This window comes from Flavobacterium plurextorum, from assembly GCF_024638035.1.
Taxonomy (GTDB): Bacteria; Bacteroidota; Bacteroidia; order Flavobacteriales; family Flavobacteriaceae; genus Flavobacterium; species Flavobacterium plurextorum.
The window spans coordinates 539360-552843 of the sequence record NZ_CP100442.1; the positions used below are offsets into that span (position 1 = coordinate 539360).

Consider the following 13484-nt stretch of genomic DNA (forward strand, 5'->3'; position numbering starts at 1 on the left):
ATTATAAATACTACTTTTGATTTTTGAGAGTTAAAGTGTTTATGTTGAAAAAATTACTGTTTTTTGTGATACTGTTTTGGTATTCTGGGCTTCAGGCGCAGGAAACTGAATCACTGTACAAAACAAAAAAAGTCGTTGCTGTAAAAGACACAATTCATCTGGAACCTTTTAGTATAAACTCCAGTTTTTTTGAGCTTTTAAACACCAAAAATCAGCCCATTGATTCTACTTTTTATAAAATCGATTTTCAAAAAGGAACATTGCTTTTAAATGAAAAATTCACTTCGGTTTCGGATACTTTAATTGTTAATTATCTCAATTATCCTGATTTCTTAACAAAAGAATACGGCTTCTACAAAGACAGTCAAGTGGTGAGCAACGATATTGGCACTGAGAAATTATACAAAATTGACGATTCCAACACTAAAAAAGTCACTCCTTTTGACGGCTTAAATACTTCTGGAAGTATTACTCGAGGTGTAACAATTGGAAACAATCAAAATACGGTTTTAAACTCTAATCTGGATTTACAAATTACTGGAAAAATATCCGATAAAGTTAGTTTGCGCGCTTCACTGCAAGACAATAATATTCCGCTTCAAGATGGCGGTTATTCTCAAAAACTAGATCAGTTTGACAACATCTTCATGGAACTTTTTACTGATGATTGGAACATTCGGGCGGGTGATGTTTTTCTGGAAAATCGGAAAACACAATTCTTAAGTTTTAACAAAAAAGTTCAAGGACTTTCGGCCAGTTTTGATTTTGATACCGAAAAAAGTAAAACTAATGTTTTTGCTTCGGTTTCGTTTGTAAAAGGCCAATATGCGAAAAGTACTTTTACAGGTCAGGAAGGAAATCAAGGACCGTATAAACTTAAGGGACAAAATGGCGAATTGTATGTTTTGGTAATTTCAGGTTCTGAGCGTGTTTACGTAAATGGTGTTTTGCTTAAAAGAGGAGAAAACAACGATTACGTAATTGATTATAATGCGGGCGAAATTGTATTTACTTCTCTTTTTACGATAACTTCAGAGATGCGTATCAATGTTGAATATCAATATTCTGAACGCAATTACAATCGATTAGTGACTTATGCAGGCGCAACGCATGAAAACAAAAGTTGGAGTTTTGGCGGTTATTTATACTCCGAAAATGACATGAAAAACCAGCCGTTACAGCAAAATCTTTCTACAGAACAAGTACAGGTTTTGGCGCAGGCGGGCGATAATCAAAATTTAATGAAAGCACCATCGGCGTATGAAGATGCTTATGCTGATAATAAAATATTGTACAAAAAAAACAGTGTCAATTCTGTAGAATATTATGAGTACTCAAAAAATCCAGCGGATGTTTTGTACAACGTAAAATTTAGCCTTGTGGGCAATAATCTCGGAAATTACATCATTCAAAATAATACTTCTGTTGAACGAATTTACGAATATGTTACACCAATAAATGGCACTCCGCAAGGAAACTACGAACCAATTGTACAGTTAGTTGCACCAATAAAAATTCAGGTGGCGACTTTTCTAGGAAAGTATAATCCTGACGAAAAAACAGTGGTAGATTTTGAAATTGCAATGAGTAATAACGACAAAAATTTATTTTCTCCAATTGATGATTCTGATAACGAAGGCATTGCTTTTAAAACGAATATCAAAAAACGTCTTTTTACAAGAAATTGGACTTTAGATGGTTTTGCTGATTATCAATTTGTTCAAAAGAATTTTAGATCTGTAGAGCGCTTGTACAATATCGAATTTAACAGGGATTGGAACTTAAACACAACACTTTTAGGAAATCAAAGTTTACTGGTTACGGGTTTAAACTTTGATTTGTTTGCAAAAAAAGAGACTTCTAATATCGGGTTATTTACTTATCAATTTGAGAAATTGGATTTTACAGAAAGTTACTCGGGAGCTCGTCATACTACGACTGCTTTATTCAAACTTAAAAATTGGACAATCGAGAATCAAGGCAGTTTTTTAAATAGTGATGCAGCGACATCGACTTCAAAGTTTATTAGAAGTCAAACGAGAACTAAATATCATTTTGGCAAAAACTGGATTGGAGGAAGCATGCAGCTTGAAGACAATCAGGAAAAAGATAAAGTTACCAATCAATTCTCGGCGATAAGCCAGCGATTTTCTGAATATGGGGCTTTTGTTGGGCGCGGCGACAGCACAAAGGTTTTTATAGAACTAGGATATTTACAACGAAGAAATGACAGTTTACAAAACGGACTTTTAAAGCATGTAAATAACTCGCAGACTTATTATTTAAAGTCAAAACTAATTCAGAATAAAAAAACTGATTTAGCCGTTTATGCAAGTTATCGAAATCTTGATTTTACAGATTCTAATCGAAAAAACGAACCTTCTTTAAACTCTAGGATTCTTTATAACGATCGATTCTTCAACCAATTTATGCAAATAAGCAGCGCTTACGAAACGAGTTCTGGAACCATCGCTCAACAAGAATTTACCTATATTGAAGTTCCTGCAGGACAAGGTGTTTATACTTGGAATGATTATAATGGTAATGGTATTCAGGAACTGGAAGAATTTGAAATTGCGGCTTTTCCTGATCAAGCAAAGTTTATCCGAATCTTTTTACCGAATCGAGTTTACATCAAAACCAATCAAAATAAATTTTCACAATCTGTTGTACTGAATCCGCTGCAATGGCAAAATGAAAAAGGGTTAAAGAAAATCATATCCTATTTCTACAACCAGACTTCTTTTATTATGGATCGAAAAGTAAAAAGTGAAGGTGAGCTGGAGTTGAATCCTTTTTATTCTTCAGATGAAAATATTTTAGGTTTGAATTCGAGTTTTAGAAACAGTTTATTCTACAATCGAGGCAAACAGAAACATTCTGTTACTTATTCGTATCTTATCAATAACGGAAAAAGTTTACTTTCAATTGGCTCACAAAATGTCAAAAACAATTCACATCAACTGCAATACACGCACTTGTATCAAAAAAGCTGGTTGTTTAATTTGTTTACAAAAACAATCAGCACTAATCTGATCTCTGCAGATTTTGTCGAAAAAAACTATGATTTAAAAGGCTATCAGCTTGCGCCAAAAATCAGTTATTTGTTTTCGAAAAATACCAGTTTAGATTTTTTCTATGAATTTCAAAACAAGGAAAATCAGATCGGCAATTTTGAAACATTGATGCAAAACCGTTTGGGAACTTCGTTTTCTTTTGCGGGAGAGAAAAAAGTAACTTTAAATGGTGAGTTTTCTTTTTATGAAAATAAATTTACGGGGAATGAATTTTCATCAGTAGGATTTCAAATGCTTGAAGGTTTACAAGCGGGACAAAATTTGGTTTGGAAACTGCTTCTGCAAAAGAATATTACACAGTTTTTAGATGTAAATTTAAACTATCAAGGACGTAAAAGTGAGGCTGGATCTACTGTGCATACAGGCAACGTTCAGCTTCGAGCATATTTTTAGCGGTTAACAAAAAACATAAGAATTAATTGCTTAATTTTATAATACTATTTAAACTAAAATCTTATGAAAAAATTATTATTGCTCTGTTTTATAGTAGTTTTATCTACTAATTTTTACGCTCAGGAAACTGTAACTAAAGCGGCTAAAAGTAAAACCGAATCGACTGCTAAGAAAACTAAGGCTAAAGCTGATAAAACTACAGCAGACGCAAAGAAAACAGCTGATAAGGCTGCAAAAACGAAAAGCACTGCAGATAAGGAAACCGCTAAAGCGAAAAAAGAAACTGCTGACGCTGCTAAAAAAACAGCAGACAAAGAAACAGCAAAAGCAAAAAAGGAAACAGCAAGCGCTGCTAAAAAAACAACAGCAAAAGCTGAAAGTACAAAAGCTGACGTAAAGAAAACAACTTCGAAAGCTGATGCCGCGGCTAAAACAGCGAGTAAAGATGCAACTGCAACTAAAAAGACTGCGACAAAAACTTTAAAAGAAACGAATGAAAAAGCACCAAAAGTAGCTGACAAGGTTACTGGTGAATACAATGGTAAAAAAGTATATACAGGACCAAGAGGCGGTAAATACTATATCAACAAAAATGGTAATAAAACCTATATTCAGGATTAAGAAAAGGTACTGAGGTACTGAAGGGACTAAGATTCTAAAATAAAAGACTTTGAAGCCGAACGTAAGTTCGGCTTTTTTATTTACTAAAAAGAAACCTTAGAACCTTAGTACCTCAGCACCTTAGAATCTTAAATAAAATATTGTGTTAATAATTTAGTAATATGTGCGAAATAGCATAAAAAACATATTTCTTTATCTTCGTTTGCAAAAAGCGTTAAACTATGAGCATTGACTATTCTGCTAACAAAACAATTTTAGTTGCTCCATTAAACTGGGGACTTGGCCACGCCACAAGATGCATCCCAATTATTAAGGCGCTTCAAGAAAACAATTTTATTCCTATTATTGCTTCTGATGGTGTTGCGCTGGCTTTGCTGCGCAAAGAATTTCCATATATACAAACACTGGAACTGCCTTCTTACCACATTGAATATGCTAAAAATGGTAAAAACTTTAAATGGAAGTTGATTAAAAATCTACCGAAGATGATTGCTGCTATTTTAGATGAGAAAAAAATGGTGAACGGCTGGATTAAAAAACATGGTATTGACGGAATAATTTCTGATAATAGATTGGGGGTTTTTAGTAAAAAAGTACCATCTGTTTTTATGACGCATCAGTTGAATGTAATGACTGGAAACACTACTTGGTTTACTAGTAAATGTCATCAGTATTTTATAAAAAAATATTCGCAGTGCTGGGTTCCAGATTCCAATGAAAAAACAAATCTTACCGGCGATTTAGGTCATCTTAAAAGCAATGATTTGAATCTGAAGTATATTGGTCCGTTGAGCAGAATGCGTAAAAAGGAAACGCCTAAAATATACGATTTGATGATTATTTTATCAGGTCCGGAACCTCAGCGTACTTATCTTGACGAAAAACTGCAAAAAGAAATAGCTGACTATAAAGGGAAAGTGGTTTTTGTGCAAGGAATTGTAGAGAAAACGCAAACTAAATGGCAGGCTGGAAATGTTACTTATTACAATTTCATGAATTCTAAACAATTAGAACAGACTTTTAATGAAAGTGATTTTGTTTTATGTCGTTCTGGTTATACAACTGTTATGGACTTGGCTAAATTGGGCAAAAAAGCTTTTTTTATTCCAACTCCGGGACAATACGAACAGGAATATCTGGCGGTAAAACTTCAGGAAGAAAATCTTGTGCCTTATGCAATGCAAGACGACTTTACGATTGATGATTTATCAAAAGTAAAGTCGTTTAAGGGTTTGTCTCAATTTAATGAAGAAATAGACTGGGATTCGCTATTTACAGTTTTTGAGGACTAATTTTTTAGAAATTGAACTGTGCTTGCAGTCGCAGTAAATTTCCTTGTTGTCTGTTTATTGGAAGTGCGCTGTCTTCAAAAGTTCTGTCGGCAATTACATATTCGGCAGTTAATTCTAGTGCTTTAATTGGCTGCCATTCTATACCAATTTCGTAATCTCTTACAACGTAACTTCTAGCGTCTTTTTCATATTTTTTACCTCCGTCATAATATTGAAATTTTGCGAAAGGGTAAAGATGTTGTTTTTTAAAATCGAGTTTATAGCTCATCAATACATAACCTCCATTTAAATCTGTTTCGTCAACAGTATTGGTTAAGGTATTGTAACGAGGTCCTGTACCGACATTATATTCTGCCTGAATCCCGAAAGGTCTTGGATACAAAACAAAAGTCGCACCTACTCTTTGGTCTTTTACATATTGTGGATCGTTAACTTTTACTCCCGGAGAAATTTCGCCAGTAAAAGCCCATTTACCTGTGTAAGCCTGAATTCCTGGTTCTATAATTTGACTTCCGATAACAAACGGATAAGTAACCCTTGCTACAACATTTAAATCTCTGTTACCGTCTAGTTTATTTGCTATTTGCCCATTGTAAACTCCAAAAGCAAAAACTCCATAATCGCCAGATCCTTTAAATCCGTCTTTTACAAGCATTTCAAAACGTTTTCTAATTTCGGCAGGTGCCCAATAAAAAAACAAGCCTAAATCACGTTCGTTCAAGATCGCACTATTCATAGCATCATTACGATCTAAAGCTAAACGCTGTGAACTTGACTGCATATTTTCGAAACCGTATGGGATTTTACTTTGTCCAACACGTACACGATATTCTTTTTTCTTATCAAAAGAAAGATCGAAATACAAATCACGAATTTGCACAAAATTCTGAATTCCAGTACTTGGAGAACTTGCAAAATCGGGTTGAAAATAGAAGAATACATTAGGATGAACCTGTCCTGAAAACACTAAACGAGCACGACGAATAAAAAGTCCGTTATTTGATTTTGCGTCTGGAGCTGTAGAAGTTGTTCCCCAAGATTTATCACATTGCTCGCAGGAAACTTTGTCGTTTGTAGAGAACAATCCATTGTATCTAATTTGCGCATAACCTCTTAAAGAAATTCTGTCGTACCAATGTTCCTCACCGCTGACTCCTGACTTAGTATCTGGCAGTTTCGCTTTATTGATAGAGTCTAAAATACGAATTACTTCGTTTTTTACTTCTTGCTTGTTCAAATCTTGTGCATTAGATGCCCAAGTCAACAGTAATAAAACTGCAATTATTTTTCTTTTTATCATTCTTTCTTTAATCCCTTAATTTCAGAATGCAAAGATGTATCACCTATGTTAAGAAATCATTAACCAGATGTTACTATAATAAAAATTTATTGTTATGGACTAAATCCGAATGTTGATTTATTGTTAAACACCTTTGTTTTAGGGTGTTTGGCAAAAACCCGCTTACAATTTTTTAACGTCAGTTTTTTGGTTCTTAAGCGCTTTTTCGAGCGTAAAAGAGAATTCTGAACCAATTCCGAACTCACTTTCTACATAAACTTTCTCTTTATGCGCCTCAATAATATGCTTTACAATCGCCAAACCTAAACCAGAACCTCCTTCAGATCGAGTGCCGCTTTTATCAACTCTATAGAAACGTTCAAAAAGTCGTGGAATATTTTGTTTCTCAACTCCTTCTCCGTTATCACTTATGCGTATTAAAACTTTTCTTTTAGTTAAATTAACTACACCAACTTCGGTCAAACCGCCTTCTTTTCCGTATTTAATCGAGTTTACAATTAGATTTTCTAAAACTTGTTGAATCCTATCTTTATCACCTCGAATAATTACAGATTGTACATTTTTACTTTCAAATGCCAATTTAATTTTCTTTTTATCAGCTTTCATTTCTAATAAATCGAAAACATTATGAATGAGCTCTACAATATCAAAATCAGTAATCATCAAATTTAAATCACCAGATTCTAATTTGGTAATCATATCTAAATCTTCAACAATATAAATTAATCGCTCAACTCCTTTTTCGGCACGTTTTAAATATTTTTTTCGGATATTTTTATCATCCATTGCTCCATCAAGCAAAGTCGAAACGTAACCTTGAACGGTAAATAATGGTGTTTTTAATTCGTGCGAAACGTTTCCTAGAAACTCTCTGCGGTATTGCTCTCGAATTTCGAGCATTTCGATTTCCAGCTTTTTATCTGTGGCAAACTTTTTTACTTCTCGCGAAAGCGTTTCCATATCAGTTGTTATGGGCTGATTGATAAGTGTTGTTGATTCTAACAATGAAACCTCATCATATATTTTTTTAACTCTTCTATATATAAAACGTTCTACACGATATTGTAAAACCAGAAATGAGAAGATATAAATTGAGATTAAAAAAATTATGCCGAATGCAATTTGGTGTTTCAATTGACCTTTATAAAATAAAGACATCAATATGAGTACAAATCCTGTTGCAAATAGACTTATATATAATGCCGATTTTACAGCAAATTTGTATGTTTTTTTAAAATTAATTTTCATCGAAAATATTAAACCATTAACGGATTATTTTTTTCACCATATAAGTGATATCAGTTCATTTAAAAGCAAAGCTTAATTGTATGGATTTACAATATGAACTTAAAAAAGCAAATCTTTGTCAAAGTTCAGAACTTTGACAAAGATAATTATTGTGAATGTAGGTAAACCAGAAATTAAATGAACTTATATCACTTATATGGTTTCCTTAATATTGAATTCTTAAACTTCAAATTTGTAGCCTACCCCTTTTATGGTTTTAAAAAGATCTTCGCCTATTTTTTCACGTAGTTTTCTAATATGAACATCAATTGTTCTTCCTCCTACTACCACTTCGTTCCCCCAGACTTTATCAAGAATTTCATCTCTTTTAAAAACTTTACCTGGTTTTGAAGCTAATAAATAAAACAATTCGAATTCTTTTCTTGGAAGTGCAATTTCTACATTGCCTTTGATAATTTTATACTCTTCGCGGTTAATTTCGATTCCTCCAACATTTATAGTATCACTAACTACTTCTTGTTCTTTTAACCTTCTTAACAGAGCCTTTACTTTTGAGACCAATAATTTTGGTTTTATTGGCTTAGTAATATAATCATCAGCACCAGCATCAAAACCAGCTACTTGCGAATAGTCTTCACTTCTTGCGGTAAGAAATGTTATGATAACATTATTTAATTCAGGGATTTTTCTGATGTGCTCACAAGCTTCCATACCATCCATTTCAGCCATCATCACGTCCATAATAATTAATTCTGGTAATTCTTTCTGAGCTTTTGCTATAGCATCTTTTCCGTTAGAAGCTGTAACAATCTGATAGCCTTCTTGAGCAAGGTTATAGCCAACGATTTCTAAGATATCTGGTTCGTCGTCAACTAATAAAATCTTGGTTTGTGTTTTTTTCATAAATAGCAAAAATTGAGATTTTTACATCAAATTCTCTTTAATATATATCCGATGTTTTTTATTTCACAGGGTAAATATAGTAATAAATGAATCGTTAAAAATTGCTGTTAACGGTAATTTAATCTGGTAACAATTTGATAATCTTTAGTACACAAAAACATAACAAGTTCGTAACATCGACTTCACAGCTCAGTCATTTCTTTGCACAAAAATAAATCAAACACAACACTGAAATGAAATTCAATTTAAAATTTCTATTTATTGCATTATTTATCTGTACGATTTCGATCGCACAAAACAAAGGTACGATTTCTGGCGTTTTAACCGACAAAGAAATGAACAACGAAGCCTTACCTTTTGCAAATGTTTTAATTAAAGGTACAAACATTAGCGTAAATACTGACGTTGACGGAAAATATTCGTTAAGCGTAAATCCAGGAAATTATATCGTTATTTATAGTTTTTTAGGATATGAATCTAAAGAAGCTCCAGTTACGGTAAAGGCAAACGAAACTGTAGTGGTAAATCAAGTACTTTCTTCTGGAAGTTTTACTCTTAAAGATGTGGTCGTAAAATCTACTGGAAACAGAGAAAAAGAAACGGCTTTATTATTAGACCAAAAAAATGCTGTGGTAATCAAACAAAGTATTGGTGCGCAGGAAATGTCTAGAAAAGGAGTAAGCGATGTTGAAGAAGGCTTAACTAAAATTACCGGAATTACTAAAGTTGGATCAAGAGGTTTATTTGTTCGTGGACTTGAAGACAGATACAACAACTTATTGATTAATGATCTTGCTGCTCCAACAAACAATCCATTTTTGAAAATTATTCCGCTAGATTTATTCTCTACGGATATCGTTGGTGTTATTGAAGTTTACAAAACATTCAGCCCAAACATTTATGGTGATTTTGCAGGTGGAACATTTAATATCCAAACTTCTAAAAACACAAAAAGCATCACAAAAATTAATATTGGAACAAGTTACCTTGTAAACAGTAATTTAAAAAGATTTTCTATTTCTAAAGATGCTGATTCTGCAGAAGGTTTTTTCGGAATGACTGGAGACAATAGAAAATTACCTTCATTATTAGGAGATACTCCATCTGGTCATGTTTTTACTCCTCAAGAATCTTTAAACTCATTTCAAAGCGGCTTTGACGTTTCGACTATAAGAACTCCGTTAAATACAAGTATTGGTTTTTTGCATGCTGAAAAATTTGATTTAGAAAAAGACAGAAGCATTTCTTATATCATCTCTGTAAATGCTGAAAACAGTTATGCAATTCAAGAAGGAGTTGACAGAACTTTTGCTTACCAAAGCACTGGAATCAGCTACAAAACTGATTTTATCACTACAGACAATCACTACAGAACTTCTTTGACTGGTTTATTAGGTTTAAACTACAACACAAAAAGATTTAAACTTGCTTACAATAGTCTTTTCATCAGAACAACTGATAACTTAATCAAAGATCAATTTGGTGTTGCAAATGCTGAAACTGGAACCGGAACAAACAAAACTCTTATTCGTACCAACCAATTAGACCAATCAGATTATTGGAACAATCAATTGTTGGGAGAATATGCAATTACAGAAGACAAAAGTCAAACTGTAAAAGCAGGTGCTTCTTATGCGTTGACGAAATACAATCAGCCTGACAGAAAAGCATTTTCAGGAATTAAAACAGATAACGATGGAATCATTGCTTCGATTGCAGGAAACAACTTTATCAAACAATATTTAGAAATTACTGGAAACTCTTATTTCTCAGGTTTAGCTGAATATAATTTGAAATTTGGAGCAGATAAAGGTCACAAATTAACAGTTGGTTATAACGGAAACATGTCAGACATGGAATCTTCATATCGTTTTATTTCTCCAACTCCTGGACCAAACATCGATGCTCCGCTTAACAATATCGACGATCAATTGAATGGATACATTGCTGGAGGTGCTTTCAATTTTAGAGAAAGTTCTAACTCTACTTACAAAGCAATTTTAAAGGAAGGTGCTAATGCTGGTTATGCTAATTTACTTTACAAATTCAATGATAAATTTGAACTTAATGGTGGTGTAAGATTTGAAAGCACGAATAGAGAAACTAAATACAGAAATCAAGGTTCTTTTGATGAGCCATATGTAACTTTAAACTACGACAAAACTTATTTCTTACCTTCGTTAAATGCTAAATACAGCGTTACCGAAAAAGCAAATGTTCGTTTAGCTGGTGGTATTACTTATACTAAACCAGTAATAATGGAAGCTTACCCAATTGAGTACATCAATGCCGATGGAACTTCTATGAAAGGAAATCCATATTTAGTAAACAGTGATAATTACAATGTTGATTTAAAATATGAGTTTTTCCCAACTGCAAAAGAAATGTTCGCTGTAGGACTTTTTGGTAAACAAATGAAAAATCCTATCGAAAGAACTTTGACTGCAAATGCTGCCGGTTCTACAATTATCACTTATTTAAATTCTGACAATGCCGTTATATATGGTGCAGAAATCGAATTTATTTATGACTTAGAAAGATTAACTAATACTTTCAAAAATTTCTCTTTAGGTTTTAATACTTCATTAATGAGTACTAAAGCAGAGGTTAAACCTTTTATCATAAATCCTGACGGAAGTGTTACTCAAACAATCGAAACTCATACATCAAGAGATTTACAAGGTGCTTCAAAATGGTTAATCAATTCTGATTTGAAATATCAATTTGATGTAAACAAAAACTGGAGCAATACACTTTCACTAGTATACTCTGTATTTGGAAAAAGAATTTATGCAGTAGGAACAAATGGTCTGGATCATATTTATGAACTTCCTGTATCACAATTAGATTTTGTATGGAGCAGTAAACTATCACAGCATTTTGATTTAAAATTCTCTGCAGACAATTTACTTGATCCTGCACGAAAATTTGAAATTGGAGACAACAGTGTAACACCAGTTGTTGGAGATCCACTAACAAGAAGTTACAAAAAAAGCAGAGGCTTTTCATTAAGTCTAGGATATACGTTTTAATCCTATTTAAAACTAAGATCACAAAGCCCTATTTCGATAGGGCTTTTTTTATGAACATAATGTAAATCTCTTAACATTATCTTGACATTTAGGAGCTTTTATAATAACGGTATTGTAATAATCAGCTAACATGCATAAAAGATTCCCGTCCTACTTTTGTCTGCAAAGAAATCAACTATTAAACAACAATTATGAAAACTAAATTTTTCGCTTTAGCCCTTTCAATTGGCTTATTATTTTCATCTTGCAGCAATGACAACGATCCAGCTCCATTTACTATCGCTCCTTTAACAGGAACTGAGAGTGTTGTTGTAGGAGGAACTACAACTTTCAGCAGTACAACTACAGGCGGTACTTATTCTAGTGCTACGCCAGCTGTTGCAACTGTTGTGCCTGCTACTGGAGTTATTACAGGGGTTTCTGTAGGTACTTCTGTTATTACTTATACACTACAATCTGTTTCAGTAACAAAAACAGTAACTGTAACGGCTGTTCCAGTTGCAACAGGAGAAATTACTGGACCAATTACAGCTAATAAAACTTATGCTTTAGGAAACTATACTATGAAAGGTATGGTGAAAATTAATTCTGGAGTAACAGTAACATTTGATGCTGGTTCAACAATTACAGTTGATAAAACTACTGGAGACAACGCTTTAGTTGTATTAAACGGTGGTAAATTAATCATCAATGGTACTGCTGACAAACCAGTTGTATTTACTGAAAAATCTAAAATCGCTGGTTCTTGGGGAGGTATCATCATGTACGGTGACGCTCCAATCAATGCTATCAACGGTGTAAAAACTTCTACTTCTGAAGACGGAAATGCTCTGCCTTACGGAGGAACAAATGCAGCTCACAATGGTGGTTCATTGAAATATGTAAGAGTTGAATACGCTGGTTCTAAATTAGCTGATGGAACAAAAGAATTAAACGGATTCTCATTCTACTCTGTAGGATCAGGAACAACTTTAGATCACTTAGTATCTTACAAAGGTGCTGATGACGGATTCGAATTTTACGGAGGAACTGCAAGTTTAACAAATGCAATTTCTTATGACAATACTGATGATTCATTTGACTGGCAAGATGGATGGCAAGGTCAAGCCAATTCAAACTGGTACGCTCATCAAAATGCAAAAGGAAACTTTGGAATCGAAATTGAATCTTCTAAAAACAACAACGCTTACTTCCCTAAAGTTACAAACATCACTTTAAGAAGAATTGCTGGTACAACTCCAGAAGCTGTTGGAGATGTTCAAGTTGATGCATTCCAATTCAAAAATGAAGGAAACGGTGATTTCAGTAACATTATCATAGATGGTTACGGTGATTACACAGAAGGTGGTAAATTATACACAGGAGCAGCAGTTAAAATTCAAGATGCTTCTACAAATACTAACCAAGTAAACGGTGGTAAAATTAAAATCACTAAAGTTAAAATCACTAATACTTCTAAAGATATCTTAGGTGTAGTAGTAGCTCCATGGGACGGTGTAGTTACATTCCCTGCAGGAAACTTCGTAATCGATGCAACAGCAACTGGAGCATCTATCACAGGTGGTGCTTGGGCAACAGTTAACGGTGTTGACTTGACTAAATAATAGTTAGAAAATAT

Annotated in this window: 8 protein-coding genes; 5 read left to right on the plus strand and 3 right to left on the minus strand. The window is 33.4% G+C overall.

What is annotated here, in order from left to right; all coding sequences use genetic code 11:
• Positions 1–41: 41 nt before the first annotated feature.
• The 3 genes from NLG42_RS02600 to NLG42_RS02610 all read left to right on the plus strand — a co-directional run bounded on the left by NLG42_RS02600 (position 42) and on the right by NLG42_RS02610 (position 5383).
• Positions 42–3470: a hypothetical protein gene (locus NLG42_RS02600; RefSeq protein ID WP_257682919.1), complete on the plus strand. Its 3429-nt coding sequence runs from the start codon at positions 42–44 to the stop codon at positions 3468–3470.
• Between the two features lie 63 nt (positions 3471–3533).
• Entirely contained in the window at positions 3534–4091 is a 558-nt protein-coding gene (locus NLG42_RS02605) for a hypothetical protein (RefSeq protein ID WP_089058442.1), read from the plus strand.
• Positions 4092–4312: 221 nt separating this feature from the next.
• Positions 4313–5383 (plus strand): glycosyltransferase, encoded by a 1071-nt coding sequence (locus tag NLG42_RS02610; RefSeq protein WP_089058441.1) that lies wholly within the window; start codon positions 4313–4315, stop codon positions 5381–5383.
• Positions 5384–5387: 4 nt separating this feature from the next.
• Here the strand turns inward: NLG42_RS02610 and NLG42_RS02615 are convergent, their stop codons facing one another.
• From NLG42_RS02615 to NLG42_RS02625, 3 genes are all read right to left on the minus strand, one after another.
• A complete protein-coding gene (locus tag NLG42_RS02615; RefSeq protein ID WP_089058440.1) occupies positions 5388–6683 on the minus strand; it encodes a porin in 1296 nt (431 codons plus the stop codon).
• Positions 6684–6845: 162 nt separating this feature from the next.
• Entirely contained in the window at positions 6846–7931 is a 1086-nt protein-coding gene (locus NLG42_RS02620) for a sensor histidine kinase (RefSeq protein WP_089058439.1), read from the minus strand.
• Positions 7932–8150: 219 nt separating this feature from the next.
• Positions 8151–8834, minus strand: a complete 684-nt coding sequence (locus NLG42_RS02625) for a response regulator transcription factor (protein WP_089054298.1) — start codon at positions 8832–8834, stop codon at positions 8151–8153.
• A gap of 233 nt (positions 8835–9067) precedes the next feature.
• Between NLG42_RS02625 and NLG42_RS02630 the strand changes: the two genes are divergently transcribed.
• Together NLG42_RS02630 and NLG42_RS02635 are read left to right on the plus strand one after the other, a co-directional pair.
• Entirely contained in the window at positions 9068–11866 is a 2799-nt protein-coding gene (locus NLG42_RS02630; protein WP_099718064.1) for a TonB-dependent receptor, read from the plus strand.
• 191 nt (positions 11867–12057) lie between these two features.
• Entirely contained in the window at positions 12058–13470 is a 1413-nt protein-coding gene (locus NLG42_RS02635; protein WP_199170222.1) for a hypothetical protein, read from the plus strand.
• Positions 13471–13484 lie beyond the last annotated feature (14 nt).

Coding starts and splice junctions, on each gene's coding strand:
- NLG42_RS02600 (WP_257682919.1), top strand. CDS start 42: ATGTTGAAAAAATTACTGTTTTTTGTGATACTGTTTTGGTATTCTGGG.
- NLG42_RS02605 (WP_089058442.1), top strand. CDS start 3,534: ATGAAAAAATTATTATTGCTCTGTTTTATAGTAGTTTTATCTACTAAT.
- NLG42_RS02610 (WP_089058441.1), top strand. CDS start 4,313: ATGAGCATTGACTATTCTGCTAACAAAACAATTTTAGTTGCTCCATTA.
- NLG42_RS02615 (WP_089058440.1), bottom strand. CDS start 6,683: ATGATAAAAAGAAAAATAATTGCAGTTTTATTACTGTTGACTTGGGCA.
- NLG42_RS02620 (WP_089058439.1), bottom strand. CDS start 7,931: ATGAAAATTAATTTTAAAAAAACATACAAATTTGCTGTAAAATCGGCA.
- NLG42_RS02625 (WP_089054298.1), bottom strand. CDS start 8,834: ATGAAAAAAACACAAACCAAGATTTTATTAGTTGACGACGAACCAGAT.
- NLG42_RS02630 (WP_099718064.1), top strand. CDS start 9,068: ATGAAATTCAATTTAAAATTTCTATTTATTGCATTATTTATCTGTACG.
- NLG42_RS02635 (WP_199170222.1), top strand. CDS start 12,058: ATGAAAACTAAATTTTTCGCTTTAGCCCTTTCAATTGGCTTATTATTT.